Raw genomic sequence first — 21,240 nt, 5'->3', positions numbered from 1 at the left:
ACATGTCAGAACGCCCCAGGAACGTCACCTCGGTTCGGGTGCTGCGCATCGAGCGGCCCACCCCGCACCTGATCCGGCTCGTCCTCGGCGGAGATGAGTTGGCGGGTCTGCCGGTCGGCGAGCACACCGATCACTACATCAAGATCGTGTTTCCGGTGCCCGGGGTGGAATACCCCCGGCCGCTGGACCTTGCCGCGATCCGCCGGGACCTGCCCGCGCAACACTGGCCCCGGCTGCGCGCGTACACCGTGCGGCGCTGGGATCCCGTGGCCGGGGAGCTCACCGTGGACGTCGTGCACCACGGCGACGAAGGGCTGGGAGGACCGTGGGCCGCCGCGCTGCGGCCGGGCGACCCGGTGCACTTCGTCGGGCCGGGCGGGGCGTACGCGCCGAGCCCGGACGCGGACTGGCACCTCCTGGTCGGCGACGAGAGCGCACTGCCGGCCATCGCCGCCGCCCTGGAGCGGCTGCCGTTCGGCGCGCCGGCCCACGTCTTCGTGGAGATCGCCGACCCGGCCGACGAGCAGAAGCTGCTGAGCCCGGGCGCGGTCGAGCTGACCTGGCTGCACCGGGGCGACCGCCCGGTGGGCGAGGCGCTGGTGGCGGCGGTCCGGGCGCTGGAGTTCCCGCCGGGCCAGGTGCACGCCTTCGTGCACGGCGAGGCGACATTCGTCAGGGAGTTGCGCCGACTGCTGCGCGCCGAACGCGGCGTACCGGCCAGCCAGCTGTCCATCTCCGGCTACTGGCGGCGCGGCATGGACGACGAGGGCTGGCGCTCCACGAAGTCGGACTGGAACCGCCAGGTGGCCGCCGAGGAGCCGACCGCCGCCTGAGGCAGCCGGCGAGACGAGCCGGACCGGTCTGCCCGACCGTCCCCCGCTCGGTGCGTCGTCAGTCCCGCAGGGCAGGATGTACGCGGAGGGGGTGGCGCATGGCTGGGCGGATCCGGGACGAGGACATCGCACTGGTCCGGGAACGCACCTCGATCTCGGACGTGATCTCCGAGACGGTCACCCTGAAGTCGGCCGGCGGCGGCAACCTCAAGGGCCTGTGCCCGTTCCACGACGAGAAGAGCCCGTCGTTCAACGTCTCGCCGGCCCGCAACGTCTGGTACTGCTTCGGCTGCGGGGCGGGCGGCGACGCGATCAAGTTCCTGATGGACGCCGAGCACCTCAGCTTCGTCGAGTCCGTGGAGCGGCTTGCCGGGCGCGCCGGCATCCAACTGCGCTACGTCCAGGACGACGGCAACACCCCGCGCCCGCGCCCCCAGCAGGGCCAGCGGCAGCGCCTGGTCGCCGCGCACGCCGCAGCCGTCGAGTTCTATCGGGCCCAGCTCAGCACGGCAGGTGCCCGGCCGGCCCGGGAGTTCCTGGCCCAGCGGGGCTTCGACCGGGCCGCCGCCGAGCGCTACGGCTGCGGCTTCGCGCCCGAAGCGTGGGACCTGCTCACCAAGCACCTGCGCCAGCAGGGCTTCACGCACCAGGAGTTGGTGACCGCCGGGCTGTCCCGCGAGTCCCGCTCCGGCACGCTCATCGACCGGTTCCGCCGCCGGCTGCTCTGGCCGATCCGCGACCTCACCGGCGACGTCATCGGTTTCGGCGCGCGCAAGCTCTTCGACGACGACGACGGCCCGAAATACCTGAACACCCCCGAGACGCCGATCTACAAGAAGTCGCACGTGCTCTACGGCATCGACCAGGCCAAGCGGGAGATCGCCAAGCAGGGCCGGGCGGTGATCGTCGAGGGCTACACCGACGTGATGGCCTGCCACCTGGCCGGCGTGACCACAGCCGTCGCGACCTGCGGCACCGCCTTCGGCGCGGACCACATCGGTGTGCTGCGCCGGCTCCTGCTGGACACCGACTCGGTGGCCGGCGAGATCATCTTTACCTTCGATGGGGACGCCGCCGGGCAGAAGGCCGCGCTGCGCGCCTTCTCCGACGACCAGCGCTTCGTCGGCCGGACGTTCATCGCCGTCAGCCCCGACAACATGGACCCGTGTGAGCTGCGGCTGGCCAAGGGCGACCTGGCCGTGCGGGACCTGGTCGCCCGCCGTGAGCCGCTCGTCGACTTCGCCCTGCGGCACGTGATCAGCCGCTACGACCTGGACACCGTCGACGGCCGGGTCGAGGCCATGCGCCGGGCCGCGCCGCTTGTCGCGCAACTCAAGGACCGGGAAAAGCGTCCCGAGTACGTCCGCAAGCTCGCCATGGATCTCGGTATGGAGATCGAACCGGTGCAGCGGGCGGTGCTTGCCGCCGCCAACGCCCCGCCACCCGGTGCCCGTGACTCCGCGCCTGCGGCCCGCCCCGCACAGGCCCGCCCCGAATCTGCTGTGGACAGCCCGCAGTCGATGGTCGAGCGGGAGGCGCTGAAGCTCGCCCTCCAACAGCCGGTGCTGGCCGGGCCGATGTTCGACGCTGTCGAGGCGACCGAATACCGGCACCCGGTACACGTGGCGGTGCGTACGGCAATCGCAGCCGCCGGTGGTGTCGTGTCGGCGACCGGCGGCGCGGTCTGGATCGAGTCGGTCCGCGACGCCTGCGACGACCTGGCGTCGGCGGCGCTTGTCGGCGAGTTGGCGGTGGAGCCGCTGCGGATCGATGGCGAGCCGGACCCCCGCTACGTGTCGATCACCATGGCGCGGGTGCAGTTCGGGTCGGTGACCGCCCGGATCCGGGATCTCAAGTCGCGGATCCAGCGGATCAACCCGGTCAACAACAAGGACGAATACTTCGCCGCCTTCGGCGAGCTGCTGTCGCTGGAGCAGCACGCCCGGGCGCTGCGCGAGCAGGCCGCGGGAGGGCTGTGATGGGACTGTTCAGTCGTAAGCCGAAACTGCCTCCGGCGGACCGGCCGCCGCTGGTCCGCGACGAGCGGGTGCTCGCCTGGGCGGCGGTGGGCAACGGCGAGGGCGACGGCGTGGTGGTGGCCAGCAACCTCGGGCTGTGGCTGCCCGGCCGGGGTGACCGTATCGGCTGGCACGACATCCTCAAGGCGGTGTGGTCAGGTCGGGAGTTGACAGTCACGCTCGCCGAGACCGTCGTCGACCGCGACGACTACACGGTGGTCGTCGACGGCACGGCCGAGACGTACCTCCTGCTCGACCCGGGCGAGCTGCCGCACCAGGTGCGGGCGCGGGTGACCCGCTCGGTCGCGTACACCGAGCACCACCGACTGCCCGGCGGCGCGGCGCGGGTCGCGGCCCGCCGCGTGGCCGGGGCCGACGGTCTGACCTGGACGGTCCGACTCGACCCCGGCACCCCCGCGGACGACGAGGCCCTGCTCGTCGAGACCGACCGTCTGGTCGGTGCGGCCCGTGCCGCCACCGCGCCGGCCGATCTCTGACCGGTTGGGTCAGTTGGCGCCGAGATCCGTCAGCGCCTTCTCCGCGCCGCGGTGCAGCGGCACCGGCAGGGTCCTGCGGGCCTTTTCCAGCGAGATCCCCTTGGCCGCCGGGTTGGCCTGGGCCAGGGCGTCGCGCTTTTCGAACACCGTCCGGGTGATCGCGCAGGCGACATTGGCGTCCAGGTCCTTGCGGACCAACAGCACATTCGGCACGACGATTGTCCGGGTGTCGGCTGCCGTCCCGTACGCGTCCCGCCCGATAGTGCCTTCCTGGTAGCCGGGGCTCGACGCGGTCATCTTCGGCAGCAACGGCGCGATGTCGACGAACTTCACCGAGTCGCCGGCGGTGGTGAACAGGTCGGTCAGGCCCCCGGTGGGCAGACCGCCGGACCAGAAGAGACCGTCGACGCTGCCGTCCTTGATCCCCTCGACCGTCTTGGTCAGGTCCAGCCGCTGTGCCCGGATGTCCTTGGCAGGGTCGAGGCCGGCGGCCTGCAGCAGCCGGTTGGCGATCACCTCCGTTCCGGACTTCGGGGAGCCGGTGGAGATCCTCTTGCCGCGCATGTCAGCCACCGACGTGATCCCAGAGTCTTTGCGGACCACCACCTGGGTGTAGTTGTCGTAGATGCGCGCGAGCGCCTCGACCGGCTGCGGCGCGCTGAAGCTGCCCTTGCCCTCGACCGCGTTGACCGCCGTGTCGAACAGCGAGAACGCCACGTCGTACTGCCCATTGACCAGCTGCTCGACGTTTTGCACCGACGCACCGGTCTCGGCGGCGGTGCCGGTGAGCTTGCCGCCGGTCGCCTCGGACAACTGCCCGGCCAGGGCATTGCCGACCACGTAGTAGACGCCTGTCGCGTTGCCGGTGGCAATGCCGACGCGAGTCTCCCGGGTCACCTCGCAGGTGACCTCGCTGGCCGCGTCGTCCTTGTCCGCGCCGCCTTGCTGACCGCCGCAACCCGTGGCGCCGACCGTGACGATGGCGAGCAGGCTCAGGCCCGCCGCGAGCCGTACGTCGATTCGTCTCACAGTTTTTCCTCCACAGGGCTGGCTGGTGATCCGGACGTTGGGCGACCGGTGGATCCGCGTCGGACGAACACACCCGCCGCCGCGACGGCGGCCAGTGCGACGCCGACCGTGACAGGCACGGGTTCGAGCCAGAGCAACGTGACGCCAGCGAGGGCACCGAGCACGCGCTCCGGTGCGCCGGCAGGGCCCACACCGGGCAACCAGCCACCGGCGGCGACGGCGAGCACCGCCACGCTGAGCGCGGTGACCACGGCGGCGAAGGCGATCCGCTGGACGCCACCGATACCCAGCAGACCCAGCCCGGCCGGCGTGATGACGAACGCGATCGGGGTCAGGTAGGCAGGCAGCGCGTACCGCAGGGTCTGCCACATGGTCGGCACCAGCCGGCCGCCGGTGACCGCGGCGGCGGCCACCGCGGCGAGCGCGGTCGGCGGGGACACCTCGGACAGGACCGCGAAGTAGAAGACGAACATCGCCGCGGCGGGCGCGGTCACGCCCAGGTCGAGCAGGGCCGGACCGACGATCACCCAACCGATCACGAACGAGGCGGTGACCGGCACGGCCAGACCCAACAGGCTGAGCGCTACGGCGGCGAGCAGCGCGGTGAGCACCAGCACCAACGTCGGATCCGAGGTGGCCGCCTTGGCGCCGCCGATCAGCAGCGCCGCCGCCTGCGGCCCGAGACCGGTCTTCGTGGTGGTCGCCGTGATGATGCCGGCGGCGGCGCAGACCGCCGTCACCGCGAGCACGCCGCGTACACCGGTGACGAGCGCGGTCACGAGCCGCGCCGGAGTGAGCCGGTGCGCACGGTCCAGGAAGGACAGCGCGGCGGCGAGGACGGTGGCGAAGACGACAGCCCTCGTCGCGGACACGCCGACAGCGAGGAACACGATGATGGCGATCAGCGAGGCGAAGTGGTAGCCGAAGCGGGTCAGCAGACGCCAGGGCGAACCGACGTCGATCACCACCGGACGGACGCCGGAACGGCGAGCGTCGATCTCCACGGAGAGCAGGATGCCGAGGTAGTAGAGCACCGTCGGCACCGTGGCCCAGCCCAGCACCTGTAGGTACGAGACGCCCAGGTATTCGGCGATGATGAACGCCGCCGCACCCAGGGTGGGCGGGGAGAGGATCGCACCCACACCGGCTGCGGCCAGCATGCCGCCGGCCCTCTCCGGGGGATAGCCGGCGCGGCGTAGCAGCGGCCAGGTGACAGCGCCGATGCTCACCGTCGTCGCCGCACCGGAACCGGAGACGGTGCCGAGCAGGAACCCGGAGGCCACCGCCGTCCGACCGGCTGCGGTACGCGAGCGGCGGAACGCGGCGGCCGACAACTCGACGAAGAACCGCCCGGCCCCGGACAGCTCCAGGACCGCGCCGTAGATGGTGAACAGCACGATGTACGAGGCGGCCACGTCCAGTGGGGTGCCGTAGAAGCCGCTGTCGGAGTTGTAGAACGCGTCGACCAGTTGACTGAAGTCGAGCCCGCCGTGGGCGACCGGCCAGGACTGCGGTAGCAGCCCTCCGTAGTAGCCGTAGCCGAGGAACAGCAGGCAGACCGCCGGCAGGATCCACCCGGTGGTACGTCGGCACGCCTCCAGCAGCAGCAGGAGCAGCACGGTGCCAAGCACCAGATCCATTGGTGCCAGCAGTCCCTGCCGGTCGAGGAACGCGTTGTAGCCACCGCCGCCCGACCCGATGGTGACCGGCAGGACGGGGTAGAGGCAGGCGGCCACCGCCAGGACGACCAGGACCCAGTCCGGCACGGTGGGTCCCGACGAAGCCGGCAGCGCGACGGTGCGGTCCCCGTCGCCTCGTCGCGAGCGCAGGCGGGCCGGCAGCCGCAGGTCGGCTGGGTAGGCCAGGAAAACCAGCGGGAGTACGCCGGCCAGGAAGATGATTAGGTAATACTTGCTGCCCTGCGACAGAGGGCGGAACACCTGCCAGAGGGCGAGCCCGCCGATCGCCAACGTCGCGGCGGTGAGGAGCCAACCCGCTGGCCCGGACAAAACCCGGCCCGGCTTCTCGTCCTCGAACTGGGCGGCCAGGTCCCGGGTCGCCCGCTCGGCAACGGAGCTGTCGTCGTCGGCGTTACGCGCTGTCGTGTCGGTGCTCGCGTCGCTCGTGTCGGTGCTGTGTGCCGTTGTGGTGCTTTGCGCGGTCGTGTCGGCGCTGGGGGTGGGCTCGGCTGTCGGCCGAGGTCGGGGCGGCAGGCCGCCCGTGCCCGACGCGGGCTCCTCGGCGGGAGAATTGGCTGTTCGGGCGGGTGGAAAAGAACCGTCGGGCAAGCTGATGGGCGGCGGCACGAGGGGACGATACACGTCGATCGTGCGGGCCGTGGGGCATCGATCGGCGTTTCGCTGTCACCGGCTCGGGCGGTGGGGCCGGAGTCTCACCCCTGGCGCCCGGCGCAGCCTGCCCGGTGCGGGTATTTGCGTGGAGGGGTGTCGGACCCGGCGGTTAGGGTCGGGCGGTGACTTCGGGGCGATCACTGATTCAGGCTCGTGGGCTTGTGAAACGGTTCGGTGATTTCACCGCCGTGGACGGCATCGACGTCGAGGTGCGCTCGGGTGAGGCGTTCGGCTTCCTCGGTCCCAACGGCGCCGGCAAGTCCTCCACCATGCGGATGATCGGCTGCATCTCCCCGCCGAGCGGCGGTGAGCTGCGCATCCTCGACATGGACCCGGTGGCTGACGGGCCTGCCATCCGGGCTCGGCTCGGCGTTTGCCCGCAGATGGACAACCTCGACCCGGAGCTGACCGTTCGGGAAAACCTCACCGTCTACGCGCGCTACTTCGGCATCCCGCGCCGGGTGGCAAAGGAGCGGGCCGCCGAGCTGCTCGACTTCGTCCAGCTCACCGAGCGGGCCGACAGCAAGGTCGAGCCGCTCTCCGGTGGGATGAAGCGCCGGCTGACGATCGCCCGCGCGCTTGTGAACGATCCGGAGATCGTGCTGCTCGACGAGCCGACCACCGGCCTGGACCCGCAGGCCCGGCACCTGGTGTGGGAGCGGCTGTTCCGGCTCAAACAGCAGGGCGTCACGCTGGTGCTCACCACGCACTACATGGACGAGGCCGAGCAGCTCTGCGACCGGCTGGTGGTGATGGACGGCGGGCGGATCGTCGCCGAAGGCTCACCTCGGGAGCTGATCGAGCAGCACTCCACCCGCGAGGTGGTCGAGCTGCGCTTCGCCGCCGAGTCGCAGGAGCCGTTCGCCGGCAAGCTCGCCGGGCTGGGGGAGCGGGTCGAGGTGCTGCCCGACCGGGTCCTGCTCTACGTGCCCGACGGCGACGCGGCGGTCGTCGAGGTTTCCGCGTCGGGGCTCACCCCGGCAAACGTGCTGGTGCGGCGCAGTGGCCTCGAAGATGTCTTCCTGCACCTGACCGGCCGCACCCTTGTCGACTGACGGGCCGATCAAGGGAGCGAAACCCGGGCGACACGTCGAAGGCGTCGCCGTAGGGTGACCGCGGCCTGTCGTACCCCCGGGGTAGGAAAGGTCGGGACACGGGGGTGGTCATTGTGAGTGTGGCGGGGCGGGCGCGGGCTCCCTGGGTGCCGGCGTACGCAGTGTTCGAGCACTATCTGGTCGGTCTGCGACGCACCTGGCGGGCGGGGGTGTTCTCCTCGTTCCTGCTGCCGGTGTTGACGGTGCTCGGCTTCGGGCTCGGCGTCGGCGCGTACATCGACCAGGGCGTCGGCGGTGTGCGGTACCTCGACTGGTTGGTCCCTGGGCTGATCGCCTCGACCGCGCTCCAGGTGACTGTCGGTGACTCGACCTGGCCGGTGTTCAGCAACTTCCAGTGGGTCAAGACCTACTTCGCGCAGAGCGCGTCGCCGCTGCGGGTGGGCGACATACTGGCCGGGCACCTGGCCTTCGTGCTGTTCCGGGTGCTCACGACGATCGTGGCGTTCCTGCTGGTCACCGGGTTGTTCGGGGCGTTGCGGTCACCGTGGGCGGTGGCCACCCTGCCGGTGGTGGCGCTGCTCGCGCTGGGGGTGGCCGGGCCGACCTTCGCGTTCTCCGCGTCGGTGTCCACCGACAGTTGGCTGGCGATGCTGTTCCGGTTCGCTGTCATCCCGATGACGCTGTTCGCCGGGGTCTTCTTCCCCGTCGAGTCGCTGCCCGACGCGCTGCGCTGGCTGGCGTACGTGACACCGCTGTGGCACGCCGTCGACCTGTGCCGGGCGGCCACTCTCGGTGTCGCCCCACAGTGGTCGGTCGTCGGGCACCTGCTCTACCTGGGGGCGTGGGCGGTCGCCGGTTGGCTGCTGGCGCTGCGTGCCTTCCGCCGCAAGCTCGTCGTCTAGGGGAGGAGGTTTCGTGGTCACGCTGATGCTGCCCCGGATGGTCGATGTCTCGGCCGCGTCCCGGCGGTCGGGCTCGGTGGTCGAGCGCAACGTCGCGGCGCTGAAGTCCGTCTACTGGCTGCTGCTGATCTCTGGCTTCGTGGAGCCGCTGCTCTACCTGCTGTCCATCGGGGTGGGCGTCGGGTCGCTGGTCGGTGACCTGCCGCTGCCCGACGGGCGCCTCGTGTCGTACGCCGCGTTCGTCGCTCCGGCGATGCTCGCCTCGTCGGCGATGACCGGGGCGCTCGCGGAGACCACATTCAACTTCTTCGGCAAGATGAAATACATGAAGCTGTACGACGGGATGATCGCTACCCCGGTACGGCCTTTCGAGATCGCCGTCGGTGAGTTGAGCTGGGCGATGCTGCGGGGCAGCGCGTACTCGGCGGCGTTCCTCGCGGTGATGGTCGCGCTGGGCCTGACAAACGTCGCCCACGCGGTGACTGCCTTTCCGGCGGCGGTGCTTGTCGGGTTCGCGTTCGGTGGGATCGGCATGGCGCTGTCCACGTTCATGCGTAGCTGGCAGGACTTCGACCTGATGGGCTCCGCCCAGTTCACGCTTTTCCTCTTCTCGGGCACGTTCGTGCCGGCGCAGGCGTACCCGACGCTGTTGCACTGGCTGATCGAGGTCACGCCGTTGTACCGGGCGGTGCACCTGATCCGCGGTGTCACGCTCGGCGGCGTCGGGTGGTCCTGGCTGCTCGACGTGCTCTACCTGCTGGTGATGCTGGCGGTCGGCCTGCTGGTGGCGTCGCGCCGGATGGGCAGGTTGCTCTACAGGTAGGGGTTACCGGCCGCCGCCCACGGGGCATGTCGGAGGTGACACCACCGACGATGAGGAGGGGCGATGGCCTCCGACGAGTCATCCGCCCGCAGCGGGACCGGGCGCACGGACGCCGACGGGACCGAGCGCGAGAGTGCCGGCGGGACCGGGCGCGAGAGTGCCGGCGGGACCGGGCGCGAGAGTGCCGGCGGGACCGGGCGCCAGAGTGCCGGCGGGACCGGGCGCGAGGACGCCAGCGGAAGTGGGCGTGCGGACGCCAGCCGGCCGGTCGGTCCCGACGCCGGGCCGGACAGCCCCACCGATCTGCCCGGCAGCGACTGGAAGGCGGCGCTGCGCCGGACGGTCCGCGAGTTCCAGGACGACAGCCTGACCGACTGGGCGGCGGCGCTCACCTACTACAGCGTGCTGTCCATCTTCCCCGGGCTGCTGGTGCTGATCTCCATCCTCGGCCTGCTCGGCACGAGTGCCACCGAGGGCGTCAAGGACACCGTCAACCAGGCGGTGCCGGAGGGCAACATCCAGAAGATCATCGAGGACGCGATCACCCAGGCGCAGGGCAGCGGCGGGCTGGCCAGCATCGCGGCGATCATCGGTCTGCTTGCCGCGTTCTGGTCCGCGTCCGGCTACATCGCGGCGTTCATGCGTGCCTCGAACACGATCTACGACGTGCCGGAGGGCCGGCCGATCTGGAAGACGCTGCCGATCCGGGTCGGCGTCACTGCCGTGATCGGCGTGCTGTTGCTTGCCTGCGCGGTGATCGTGGTCTTCACCGGCCGCTTCGCCGAGCTGGTCGGAAACGCTATCGGCCTCGGCTCGACGGCGGTAGCGGTGTGGAACGTCGCCAAGTGGCCGGTGCTGCTGATCCTCGTCAGCCTGATGTTCGCCATCCTCTACTGGGCCTCGCCGAACGCGCGGCACGGCGGGTTCCGCTGGGTCAGCCCGGGTGGCGTGCTGGCAGTGGTGATCTGGCTGGTGATCTCCGGTCTGTTCGCCTTCTACGTGAGCAACTTCGGCTCCTACAACAAGACGTACGGGGCACTGGCCGGCGTGATCATCTTTTTGATCTGGCTGTGGCTCAGCAACATCGCGATCCTGCTGGGTGCCGAGTTCGACGCCGAGTTGGAGCGCGGCCGGGCCATCTCGGCCGGCCACCCGGCCGACGACGAGCCGTACGTCGAGCTGCGCGACGACCGGAAGCTCCGCAAGAAGCGGAACGCCGCAGGCAGTCACTGACCTGTCCTCTGCCGCCCCGCCGCCCGCAAAACGGGTGGTGGGGCGGCTTTTTGCCCGCCGATCGGTACGCGCCGCGAGCAGGCGAGGGCACTCGGTCACCCTTTCCTTGATCGACTAGTAGCTTTTGTTCCTTCGGACAAAAGTTGAGAACAGAACGGCCGAAGCTCTGGACAGGCGGCGCGGAACGCTCCTACTGTGTCGGACACAACACCTCGACATTGCGTCGATGTGAACGAGTTCGATGAAGAGGTGAGTCCCGGTGCGGACCGTCGAGCCCCTGCATGTCCGACTGTTGCGGTTGCTCCGCGACGAGGGGGCCGTGTCCCGTGCCGAGTTGGGTGACCGGCTCCAGATGCCCCGCCCCCGGCTGCTTGCCGAGCTGGAGCGCCTGGTGTCCCTGGGTTACGTCGCCGAGGCGGGCCTCGCCGCGTCCCGGGGTGGACGTCGCTCCACACTCGTCGAGCTGAACCCGAAGCTGCGCTTCGCGGCCGTCGACCTGGGCGCCAGTTCGATGGACATCGAGGTGGTGAACGGCCGGCTCGAACCGGTCGCCCACTACGCCGAGCCTGCCGACATCCGCAACGGGCCCAAGGTGACCCTGCAACGGGTGAACGAGTTGCTGCACAAGGCCCGGGTCGACGGCGCGTACGAGCGGCTGGACGCGGTGGGCGTCGGCGTGCCGGGGCCGGTCAGCTTCCGTGACGGCGTCCCCGTCTCACCGCCGATCATGCCCGGCTGGGACCGCTTCCCGGTGCGCGAGCTGCTCAGCCGGGAGCACGGCTGCCCGGCGGTGGTCGACAACGACGTCAACATCATGGCGATCGGCGAGCGTCACGGCGGCGTGGCCCACTCGGTCGACGACTTCCTCTTCATCAAGATCGGCACCGGCATCGGCTGCGGCATCTACCTCACCGGCGACGTCTACCGGGGCACCGACGGCTGCGCCGGCGACATCGGCCACATCCAGGTCGACTCGCACGGGCCGATGTGCTCCTGCGGCAACGTCGGCTGCCTGGAGGCGCTGTTCAGCGGCGCCGCGCTGGCAAAGGACGCCACCGCCGCCGCCCGCAGCGGCGTGTCGCCGGCACTTGCCGAGCGGTTGAGCCTGCGCGGCGCGGTGACCGCCCTGGACGTCGCCGAGGGCGCCATCGAGGGTGACATGACCTGTATCCAGCTGATCCGCGACGGCGGCCGGCGGGTCGGTGGGGTGCTCGCCGGCCTGGTCAGCTTCACGAATCCGTCGATGATCGTCATCGGCGGCGGGCTGGCCCAGCTCGGGCACATCCTGCTCGCCGAGATCCGCAGCGTGGTCTACCGCCGTTCGCTGCCACTGGCCACCGGCAACCTGCCCGTCGTGCTGTCCGAGCTGGGCAACCGGGCCGGCGTCGCCGGCGCGGCGGTGCTCGCCAGCGATGTCGCATTCGGGGAAGCGTCATGAGCCCGCGACCCGAGATGCCGCCCGTCATCCCGCCGCCCGCGACGCCGCGGTCGTCAACCGAGCAACAGTCGTGAGCGAGGAGGAGACTGTGGCCCAGCCCGAGGAGAACGCCCCCACCGGGTCCGCGGACGCCGACGCCGGGGCGCCGCTGGTCGAGGCCCCCGCTGACACCGTCGCGGGCGAGGTGGTCCTGCGCCTCACCGACGTCGTCAAGACCTTCCCTGGTGTACGTGCCCTCGACGGCGTGCAGTTGGAAGTGCGGGCCGGCGAGGTGCATTGCCTGCTCGGTCAGAACGGTGCCGGCAAGTCCACGCTCATCAAGGTGCTCTCCGGCGTGCACCGACCGGATTCGGGTCTTGTCGAGTGGCGCGGTGAGCCGGTGACGTTCGCCAACCCGCAGGCAGCGATGCGCGCCGGTATCGCCACCATCTACCAGGAGCTCGACCTCGTCGAGGATCTGTCGGTGGCGGAGAACGCCTTCCTCGGTCACGAGCACCGCCGCTTCGGGTTCGTGCGGCGTGGCCGGATGGCCCGGCACACCCGGCAGATCCTCGGTCGGCTCGGCCACGGCGAGATCCCGCCGGGACGGATGGTCCGGTCGTTGCCGGCCGCCGGTAAGCAGATCGTCAGCATGGCGCGGGCGCTCTCGCACGAGGCCCGACTGATCATCATGGACGAGCCGAGCGCCGTGCTGGCCCACGACGAGGTCGGCAACCTGTTCCGGATCATCCGCGAGCTGACGGCACAGGGCATCGCCGTCATCTACATCTCCCACCGCCTGGAGGAGATCCGCGAGATCGGCGACCGGGTCACCGTACTCAAGGACGGCCGGACCACCGCGGCGAACCTGCCGGCGCGCGACACCCCGACCCGCGACCTGGTGAGCCGGATGACCGGCCGCACCATCGAGTACGTCTTCCCCGACCGGCCCGCCGACGACACCACAGGCGCCGAACTGCTTCAGGTGGAGGGGCTGACCCGTCCGGGCGAGTTCGCCGACGTCTCGCTCACCGTGCGCGCCGGGGAGATCGTCGGCATCGCCGGCCTCGTGGGTTCCGGCCGTTCGGAGCTGCTGGAGACCATCTACGGCGCCCGCCTTCCCGAGGCCGGCACGGTGCGGATGGAAGGGCGTGCGCTGCGTCCCGGTGTCGGCGCGGCGGTCCGTGCCGGCATGGGGATGGCTCCCGAGGAGCGCAAGAGTCAGGCGCTGCTGCTGGGTGAGCCGATCTTCCGCAACGTCACGCTTGCCACGTTCGGCAGGTACGCGCGGCTCGGCTTCACCGACGCCGGCAGGGAACGCGCCGAGGCGAACCGGATCGCCGAGAGCCTGGAGTTGCGGCCCCTGGATGTCAACCGGCCGGTGCGCACCCTGTCCGGCGGTAACCAGCAGAAGGTGGTGGTCGGGCGCTGGCTGCTCGGCGGCACCAAGCTGCTGCTGCTCGACGAGCCCACCCGGGGCGTGGACGTGGGTGCCCGGGCGGAGCTCTACCAGGTCATCCGGGGGTTGGCGGCGCAGGGCGTCGGTGTCCTGCTGGTCTCCAGCGAGGTGCCCGAGGTGCTCGGCCTGGCCGACCGGGTGCTGGTGATGCGGGAGGGGCGGGTCGTCCGCGAGGCCCCGGCCGGCGAACTCGACGAGAACACTGTGCTCGACCTCGTGATGGCGGGGTCCCTGATGGAAGGCGCACCGGCATGAGCGACGCGACTCCCAGCCCCACAGCGACACCGGAGCGCCCGCAGCTTCCGGCCCAGTCGCCGCCGGTGGATCCGGCGGAGACGGCGGTGGCCGGCGACAAGGCGGCATCGACGGGCCGGCTCTCCTGGTGGCAGGGCGACGGCGGCGACGGTGCCAAGCGCAACCTGGGTCTGATCGGTGTGCTCGCCGCGCTCATCGTGGTCGGCGTGGTCACCAAACCGGACCTGTACGGCGATCCGAACTGGGTCTGGAACAACGTGCTTGCCATCCTCCAGCTCGCCTCGGTGGTGGGTGTGGTGACGGTCGGCATGACCTTCGTGATCATCGGTGGTGGGATCGACCTGTCGGTGGGCGCGATCGTGGCGCTGGCCGGGGTCTGGTGCACCACCGTGGCGACCCAGAGTTACGGCGCGGGCGGCATGATCTTCACGGCCATCGTGGTGGGCATCTGCGTCGGCCTTGTCAACGGCGTGCTCATCTCGTACGGGCGGCTGGTGCCGTTCATCGCGACGCTCGCAATGCTCGTGGCCGCCCGTGGCCTCGCGGCATCGATCTCCAACAAGCAGACCCAGGTGTCGAGCAGCACCTTCATCAACGACATCGCCGCCCGCAAGGTCCTCGGCATTCCGATCCTCGTCTACATCCTCGGCGCTGTGGTGCTGGCCGGCTGGATCCTGCTCAACCGGACGACGTTCGGCCGGCGGACCATCGCGGTCGGCGGCAACCCGGAGGCGGCGCGGCTGGCCGGCATCAACGTCCGCCGGCACACAATGCTGCTGTACGCGCTGTCCGGCCTCTGCTGCGGTATCGCCGCCATCATGCTCACCTCCCAGGCGACCTCGGCCCAGGCGGCGATGGCGAACCTCTACGAGCTGGACGCGATCGCCGCCGCGATCATCGGCGGCACGCTGCTCAGCGGTGGCCGGGGCACGATCGTCGGCTCGCTGCTCGGCGTCATCATCTTCGCCACGATCACGAATCTCTTCGCCATCAACGGCCTCTCCATCGAGGCGCAGAACATGGTCAAGGGCGGCATCATCGTCGCAGCCGTCCTGGTCCAGCAGTTCCAGTTCAAGTCCTTCACACGGTTCCTCGCGCGGAACAGGGTCACCACCGCAACCTGACGCACCGCACCGTTTGCACCTGGCGACGTCGACCTTTTCGACGGTGGCCGGGCCTCGCACACCCTTCACCACTCCATCCGCTCCCAGGAGGTCGTCATGACCCAGCACAGCCGCGACCTGTCGCGCCGCCGGCTGCTCTTCGGCGGGGCCGCTGTCGGCGCCGCCACCCTGCTCACCGCCTGCACCAGCAACGAGACCCCGGCGGCCAGCACCCAGACCAAGGCCGCCGGTGATGGTGCCGGCAACAACGCACCGGGCAAGAAGGTCGTCATCGGCTTCTCGGCGCCGGCCGCCGACCACGGCTGGATGGGCGCGATCCACGCCAACGCCAAGGCGCAGGCCGCCGCGTACTCCGATGTGGAGTTCAAGGAGGTCGACGGCGGTACGACGTCCGAGGCCCAGCGGTCCACGCTCGGCACGCTCATCGCCCAGAAGCCGGACATCATCGTCGTGCTGCCGCACGACGGCAAGGAGGTCAACGCTGTTGCCCTCCAGGCGATGCAGGCAGGCATCCCGATCGTCAACCTCGACCGGATCTTCCCCGACGCGCTGGCCTCCCGGTTGGTCATCAAGGGTGACAACTACGGCATGGGCGTCTCGGCCGGGCACTTCATCGGCAAGCAGCTCAAGGACAAGGGCGTCGCCAACCCGATCATCGGTGAGATCGCCGGTCTGGAGATCCCGCTGACTGTCGAGCGCAGCGAGGGCTTCAAGGCCGCCCTGGCCACGTACGGGTTCAAGGTCGCCAACCGCCGTTCGGCCGAGTTCACCTCGGACAGCGGTCAGCGTGAGGCCGCCCAGCTGCTCCAGGCCCTGCCGAAGATCGACGCGATCTGGAACCACGACGACGACCAGGGCATCGGTGTGTTGGCCGCCATCAAGCAGGCCAACCGGTCGGAGTTCTTCATGGTCGGCGGCGCGGGGTCGAAGCTCGCCATCGACGCCATCAAGGCCGACAACACAGTCCTCAAGGCGACGGTCACCTACAACCCGTCGATGGCCTCGTCGGCGATCTCCCTGGCGCGGCTCATCGCGCAGGGTCGCGGCCTGGGCGACCTGACGGAGTTGCAGGTGCCGAAGGAAGTGACGCTCGCCTCCGAGACGATCACCAAGGAGAACGCGAGCAGCTACGAGAAGCTCGGGTTCTGACATCTGGGGGGAGACCCACCTTGTCCACGACAGACAGAGAACTGCGGATCGGCATGGTCGGTTACGCGTTCATGGGCGCCGCGCACTCGCAGGCGTGGCGCACAGTGAACCGCGTGTACGACCTGCCGGCGCGGGCCAGCATGGCGCTGATCTGCGGCCGGGACTCCGGGCAGGTGGCGCAGGCCGCCGACCGGCTCGGCTGGGACGCGTACACGACAGACTGGCGTGACCTGATCAACCGGGACGACATCGACGTGGTCGATATCTGCACCCCGGGTGACAGTCACGCCGAGATCGCCCTCGCCGCGTTGGCCGCCGGCAAGCACGTCCTGTGCGAAAAGCCGTTGGCCAACACGGTTGCCGAGGCACGGGCGATGACCGCTGCGGCGGACACCGCACGGGCCGCCGGGGCGCGGTCGATGTGCGGGTTCAACTACCGCCGGGTGCCGGCGGTCACGATGATGCGCCAGATGGTCGCCGACGGACGACTCGGGGTGATTCGGCACGTCCGAGCGACGTACCTGCAGGACTGGATCGTGGACCCGCAGTTCCCGCTGGTCTGGCGGTTGCAGAAGGAACGGGCGGGCTCCGGCGCGCTCGGTGACATCGGTGCGCACATCATCGACCTGACGCAGTTCGTCGTCGGTCAGCGGATCACGGGCGTCAGCGCGGTCACCGAGACGTTCGTCAAGGAGCGGCCGTTGCCGGCCGGGTCGAGCGGGTTGGCGGCCACCATGGACGGCTCGGCCGACGGCAGCGGCCCGGCCACCGGGCCGGTCACCGTCGACGACGCCGCGATCTTCGTGGCCCGGCTCGACGGTGGCGCCCTTGCCACGTACGAGGCGAGCAGGTTCGCCACGGGTCGGAAGAACGCTCTGCGTGTCGAGATCAACGGCTCGCTGGGCAGCGTGGTCTTCGACCTGGAGCGCCTCAACGAGCTGGAGTTCTACGACGCCACCCGGCCGACCCTGGAGCAGGGATTCAGCCGGATTCTGGTGACCGAGGGCGAGCACCCGTACATGTCGGCGTGGTGGCCGCCCGGCCACATCATCGGCTACGAGCACTCCTTCACCCACCAGATGCGCGATTTCATCGAGGCGATCGCCACGGGCACCGACCCGGCGCCGTCCTTCGCCGACGCGTTGCAGGTCCAGCTTGTGCTGGACGCGGTGACCCGTTCGGCGGAGGTCGGATCCACCTGGACCGAGGTGGAGCCGGCACTGACCGCGGTGGCCGTCTGACCCTGACCACTCCGCGACGGCGGTGCTCGCGCCGCCGTCGCCCGACCAGCTTTCCGGAGCCGACCGGCGAGGGACCGACAGCGGTTTGCGCCCCGCGGTCGGGACGAGGTCGGCACCGGAAGGTGTGCGGCCGGGCCTGACGGCCCGGTGGCGCACAAGCAGGACGGTTGTCCGGTGTGGCCGGACCGGGATTCCCCGGCCACACCGGAGGACCGCCACCACCCCGGAGATCGGGAGGACCCGATGGCACCGTTCGCCGCTGCCCCCACCCGTACCGTTGTCGTCCGCCGATGTCCGGCGGGCCGTGTCCCGGTTGAGGATCCGGTGGGCGCGGCGACCTGAGACGTCCGGTCGGGGCACGCCAACGCCCTGACCGGCCGGATGCGGGGGAGGCAGGGTCGAGACGCCGACCGACCCTGCCTGCCAGCCCCGTCTGCCCGTACCCGAATCGGGAGCCGGTCCGTCGTCGTCGCCGCCGACGCCGATGCCGGAATCCGGCGTCTTTTCCGGTGCGGGTCGGGTGGGCGGGGCCCATCCACCACTGCCGTATCTTTACGAAGAATATTCTGATATTCCTATATTTGATTGAAGTGCACCGACGGTTCCTCCTGAACGGGGAAGGAGCACCATGCGAACAGGTGTCTGGTTGGTGGGAGCGCGCGGTTCGGTCGCGACCACCAGCATCGTCGGAGGACTCGCGCTGCGAGCCGGCCTGGCCGGGCCCACCGGCTGCGTCACCGAACTGCCGGAGCTGCGCGGTCCCGCGCTGCCGTCCTTCGCCGACCTGGTCTTCGGCGGGCACGACCTGGCCACCACGCCGCTGTGCAAGCGCGCCGAGGCGCTGGCTGCCAGCGGCGTCATACCCGGCCGGCTGGTCGCCGCGCTCCGCGACGAGATGGCAGCCGTCGAGCAGGAGCTGCGCCCCGCACCGACCGGCGACACCCAGGCAGACCGGGTCGCCGCCGTGGTCCGTGACCTCACCGATTTCCGTACGCGGCACGAGCTGGACCGGGTGGTGATGGTGAACGTCTCCGCCACCGAGGCGGCCCCCCGACCGCACCCCGGGCACGCCGACCCGGCCGCGCTGCGCGACGCCGTCGCCGGCCCCGACGAGGTGCTGCCACCCAGCTCCCTGTACGGCTACGCGGCGCTGCTGGCCGGCTGCCCGTACGTCGACTTCACCCCGTCCACCGGGCTGCGGCTTCCGGCGCTGACGGCGCTGGCCGAAGAGGCCCAACTGCCGTACGCCGGACATGACGGCAAGACCGGCGAGACGCTAGTGAAATCGGTCCTCGCGCCGATGTTCGCGATGCGCAACCTGGCGGTGCGCTCGTGGTCGGGCACCAATCTGCTGGGCGGTGGCGACGGCGCCACCCTCGCCGACCCGGCCGCCAACGCGGCAAAGGTGCAGAGCAAGCAGCGGGTGCTCGGCGAGACGCTGGGCTATGTGCCGCAGGGCGGCACCCGCATCGAGTACGTCGAGGAGCTGGGCGACTTCAAGACCGCCTGGGATCTGATCACGTTCGCCGGGTTCCTCGGCACCGGAATGCGGATGGAGTTCACCTGGCACGGCTGCGACTCCGCGCTTGCCGCGCCGCTGGTGCTCGACCTGGCCCGGCTCACCGCCGCCGCGCACGCCGCCGGGCGCGTCGGGCCGCTTGTCGAGCTGGGTTTCTTCTTCAAGGACCCGCTCGGCGCGTCGACCCACTCGCTGGCCGAGCAGTGGGCCCGGCTCACCGACTTCGCCAAGCGGCTGCACGCCGGCCCGGATGGTTCCGATGACCACGCTGGCTGACCTCGCCGAGCTGGTCCGGGCGCCGGCCGCGCTCTCGGTTCCCGGTGACGTCGTCGCCGGCGCGGCGGCGGCCGGCACGCTGAGCCCGCGTACCCCCGCCCTGGCGGGAGCCTCGGTGCTTCTCTACTGGGCCGGCATGGCCGCCAACGACTGGGCCGACCGGCGGTTGGACGCCGTCGAACGGCCCGAGCGGCCGATCCCCAGCGGCCGTGTCACACCGGCCGCCGCGGTCGGTCTCGCCGCAGGCCTCACCGCCGCCGGTGTGGGCCTGGCCGCCGCCGTGGGCGGTCGCCGCGCGGCCGCGCTCGCGGTGCCGCTGGCCGCCACCATCTGGGGGTACGACCTGCTGGCCAAGAACACAGCGGCCGGTCCCGCGGTGATGGCCGCCTGCCGGGGGCTTGACGTGCTGCTCGGCGCGTCCGGTGGCCGGCTGGCGCGGGCACTGCCCTCGGCGATCACCGTCGCCGCGCACACCTGGACGGTCACCGAGTTGTCCCGCCGGGAGGTAAGCGGCGCCGACACCGCACTGCCGCTGCGTACGCTGGCCGGTACCGCAGTGGTCGCCGCCAGCGCCGCGGTCGCCGGTCCGGGCGTCCGACGCGCGGCGACCCGAACCGCCGACCCTGCCGGTGTGCGCGCGAGCCGGACCCGGTGGGCCGGGATCGCGCCTGCGCTGCCCGCCATGCTGGCCGGGTGGTACGCCGCCCGGTACGGCGCGGCGCAGGTCCGGGTGGTCCAGGACCCCTCGGCCGGAAAGGTCCGCGCCGCCGTCGGCGCCGGGATCACCGGGCTGCCCGCCCTACAGGGAGCACTCACCGCGCGCGGTGGAGCCGGCCTGCTCGGGCTGGCCGTCGCGGCGGCCGCGCCACTGGGTCGCCGGCTGGCCCGGAAGGTCTCACCGACATGACGGTTCCTCATCCCCGACAGTCGCCAGGCGGTGCGCCCGATGCGAGCCCGCCGGGCGCCGACGCCACGACCCTGCGCCTCGGGTACGGCACGAACGGTTTCGCCAACCACCGACTCGACGACGCGCTCGCCGTCATCGCCGACCTCGGCTACGACGGCGTGGCTCTCACCCTGGACCACGACCACCTCGACCCGTTCGCGCCGGGGCTCACCCGCCGGATCGCCGTGCTCGGTCGGAGGCTGAGCGCGCTGGGCCTCGGGCTGGTGATCGAGACCGGCGCCCGCTACCTGCTCGACCCGTGGCACAAGCACGCTCCGACGTTGCTGCACGACGACCCGACCCGGCGGATCGAGTTCCTGCGCCGGGCCGTGCGGATCGGTGCCGATCTCGGCGCGGAGGCGGTCTCCTTCTGGGCCGGCGTACGCCCCGACGAGGTCGCACCGCAGGTCGCCTGGGACCGGCTCGTAGCCGGCTGCGCCACAGTCGTCGACGCCGCGGACGCCGCCGGCGTCACCCTCGGCTTCGAACCGGAACCGGGGATGCTCGTCGAGGACATCGCCGGCTGGCGCCGGCTGCGCGCCGCACTCGGCGACCCGGCCCCCTTCGGCATCACCCTCGACATCGGACACTGCCGCTGCCTGGAGCCGTGGCCGGTGCCGCAGTGCGTCGCCGAGGTTGCCGAGCACCTGGTCAACGTTCAGATCGACGACATGCGCCGAGGTGTGCACGAGCACCTGGAGTTCGGTACCGGCGAGATCGACTTCCCGCCGGTGCTGGCCGCGCTGGCCGAGGCCGGCTACGGCGGGCTGGTAGCCGTCGAGCTGCCCCGGGACTCGCACGCCGCGCCCGCCGTGGCCGCCCGGTCCATCGACTTCCTGCGCGCTGCTGCCGCTGCCGCTGCCTCGCCGGTCGAGCCGGCCGTGAGCGGCGGCGCCCGCGCGGCGGTCGGCGGCGCCCGCGCGGCGGTCGGCGGCGCTCGCACGGCGGTCGGCGGCGCTCGCGCGGCGGTCGGGGGCGACACCGAGGCCGAGGTACCCGCAGGCCTCCTTTGCTCTGCTTCAACGGACGCACCAGCGACCGTCCGCTCTCCGGACACTGGCCGTCGCGTGGGTTGAAGCAGAGCAAAGGGCGTGCCTGGGGTGCCCTGCGGAG

The 21,240-nt window shown here is 71.0% G+C and carries 16 protein-coding genes and 1 pseudogene; 15 read left to right on the top strand and 2 right to left on the bottom strand.

Annotated elements, in window-relative coordinates; genetic code table 11:
• Positions 1–2 precede the first annotated feature (2 nt).
• The 3 genes and pseudogenes from ADK66_RS08515 (at position 3) to ADK66_RS08505 (ending at position 3,348) form a co-directional block, all read left to right on the top strand.
• Positions 3–833 carry a siderophore-interacting protein gene (locus tag ADK66_RS08515; RefSeq protein ID WP_053653360.1) on the top strand — a complete coding sequence of 277 codons (831 nt, stop codon included), beginning with the start codon at positions 3–5 and terminating at the stop codon, positions 831–833.
• 76 nt (positions 834–909) lie between these two features.
• Positions 910–2,812: pseudogene (gene dnaG, locus ADK66_RS08510) on the top strand (DNA primase).
• Positions 2,812–3,348 (top strand): hypothetical protein, encoded by a 537-nt coding sequence (locus tag ADK66_RS08505; protein ID WP_053653358.1) that lies wholly within the window; start codon positions 2,812–2,814, stop codon positions 3,346–3,348. Before dnaG ends, ADK66_RS08505 begins: the two are co-directional and overlap by 1 nt.
• A gap of 9 nt (positions 3,349–3,357) precedes the next feature.
• On the opposite strand, the gene ADK66_RS08500 is transcribed toward ADK66_RS08505, so the two are convergent.
• Positions 3,358–4,377 (bottom strand): TAXI family TRAP transporter solute-binding subunit, encoded by a 1,020-nt coding sequence (locus ADK66_RS08500; protein ID WP_053653357.1) that lies wholly within the window; start codon positions 4,375–4,377, stop codon positions 3,358–3,360.
• Complete coding sequence (locus ADK66_RS08495) at positions 4,374–6,683, bottom strand: TRAP transporter fused permease subunit (RefSeq protein WP_157552343.1); 2,310 nt, start codon at positions 6,681–6,683, stop codon at positions 4,374–4,376. Before ADK66_RS08495 ends, ADK66_RS08500 begins: the two co-directional genes overlap by 4 nt.
• Before the next feature lie 167 nt (positions 6,684–6,850).
• Here ADK66_RS08495 and ADK66_RS08490 point away from each other — a divergent pair, with 167 nt between their 5' ends.
• From ADK66_RS08490 to ADK66_RS08435, 12 genes are all read left to right on the top strand, one after another.
• Positions 6,851–7,783, top strand: coding sequence for an ABC transporter ATP-binding protein (locus tag ADK66_RS08490; RefSeq protein WP_053653356.1), 933 nt, complete (start codon positions 6,851–6,853; stop codon positions 7,781–7,783).
• Positions 7,784–7,887: 104 nt separating this feature from the next.
• Positions 7,888–8,685 (top strand): ABC transporter permease, encoded by a 798-nt coding sequence (locus ADK66_RS08485; protein ID WP_082377320.1) that lies wholly within the window; start codon positions 7,888–7,890, stop codon positions 8,683–8,685.
• 13 nt (positions 8,686–8,698) lie between these two features.
• The gene (locus ADK66_RS08480) at positions 8,699–9,508 is read left to right on the top strand and encodes an ABC transporter permease (protein ID WP_053653355.1); all 810 of its coding nucleotides are present in this window, start codon (positions 8,699–8,701) and stop codon (positions 9,506–9,508) included.
• A gap of 63 nt (positions 9,509–9,571) precedes the next feature.
• Positions 9,572–10,741 (top strand): YihY/virulence factor BrkB family protein, encoded by a 1,170-nt coding sequence (locus ADK66_RS08475; RefSeq protein ID WP_231639968.1) that lies wholly within the window; start codon positions 9,572–9,574, stop codon positions 10,739–10,741.
• Between the two features lie 259 nt (positions 10,742–11,000).
• Positions 11,001–12,179, top strand: a complete 1,179-nt coding sequence (locus ADK66_RS08470; protein ID WP_053653354.1) for an ROK family protein — start codon at positions 11,001–11,003, stop codon at positions 12,177–12,179.
• A 184-nt stretch (positions 12,180–12,363) separates the two neighbouring features.
• Positions 12,364–13,872: a sugar ABC transporter ATP-binding protein gene (locus tag ADK66_RS08465; RefSeq protein WP_197281463.1), complete on the top strand. Its 1,509-nt coding sequence runs from the start codon at positions 12,364–12,366 to the stop codon at positions 13,870–13,872.
• Complete coding sequence (locus tag ADK66_RS08460) at positions 13,869–14,996, top strand: ABC transporter permease (RefSeq protein ID WP_053653353.1); 1,128 nt, start codon at positions 13,869–13,871, stop codon at positions 14,994–14,996. Before ADK66_RS08465 ends, ADK66_RS08460 begins: the two co-directional genes overlap by 4 nt.
• Before the next feature lie 96 nt (positions 14,997–15,092).
• Positions 15,093–16,145, top strand: coding sequence for a substrate-binding domain-containing protein (locus ADK66_RS08455; protein WP_053653352.1), 1,053 nt, complete (start codon positions 15,093–15,095; stop codon positions 16,143–16,145).
• A 53-nt stretch (positions 16,146–16,198) separates the two neighbouring features.
• Positions 16,199–17,386, top strand: coding sequence for a Gfo/Idh/MocA family protein (locus ADK66_RS08450; protein ID WP_369814769.1), 1,188 nt, complete (start codon positions 16,199–16,201; stop codon positions 17,384–17,386).
• 628 nt (positions 17,387–18,014) lie between these two features.
• Positions 18,015–19,181 (top strand): inositol-3-phosphate synthase, encoded by a 1,167-nt coding sequence (locus ADK66_RS08445; RefSeq protein WP_053653350.1) that lies wholly within the window; start codon positions 18,015–18,017, stop codon positions 19,179–19,181.
• On the top strand, positions 19,165–20,088 hold the full coding sequence (locus ADK66_RS08440; protein WP_053653374.1) for an SCO3242 family prenyltransferase: 924 nt from the start codon (positions 19,165–19,167) through the stop codon (positions 20,086–20,088). The genes ADK66_RS08445 and ADK66_RS08440 overlap by 17 nt, the downstream gene beginning before the upstream one ends.
• On the top strand, positions 20,085–21,203 hold the full coding sequence (locus ADK66_RS08435) for a sugar phosphate isomerase/epimerase (protein ID WP_231639967.1): 1,119 nt from the start codon (positions 20,085–20,087) through the stop codon (positions 21,201–21,203). The genes ADK66_RS08440 and ADK66_RS08435 overlap by 4 nt, the downstream gene beginning before the upstream one ends.
• The last annotated feature ends 37 nt before the right edge of the window (positions 21,204–21,240 follow it).

Source organism: Micromonospora sp. NRRL B-16802 (genome assembly GCF_001279555.1).
GTDB classification, from domain to species: Bacteria; Actinomycetota; Actinomycetes; order Mycobacteriales; family Micromonosporaceae; genus Micromonospora; species Micromonospora profundi.
Note: the sequence above shows the minus strand (reverse complement) of the source record. Positions and strands in the feature narration are given on the sequence as shown.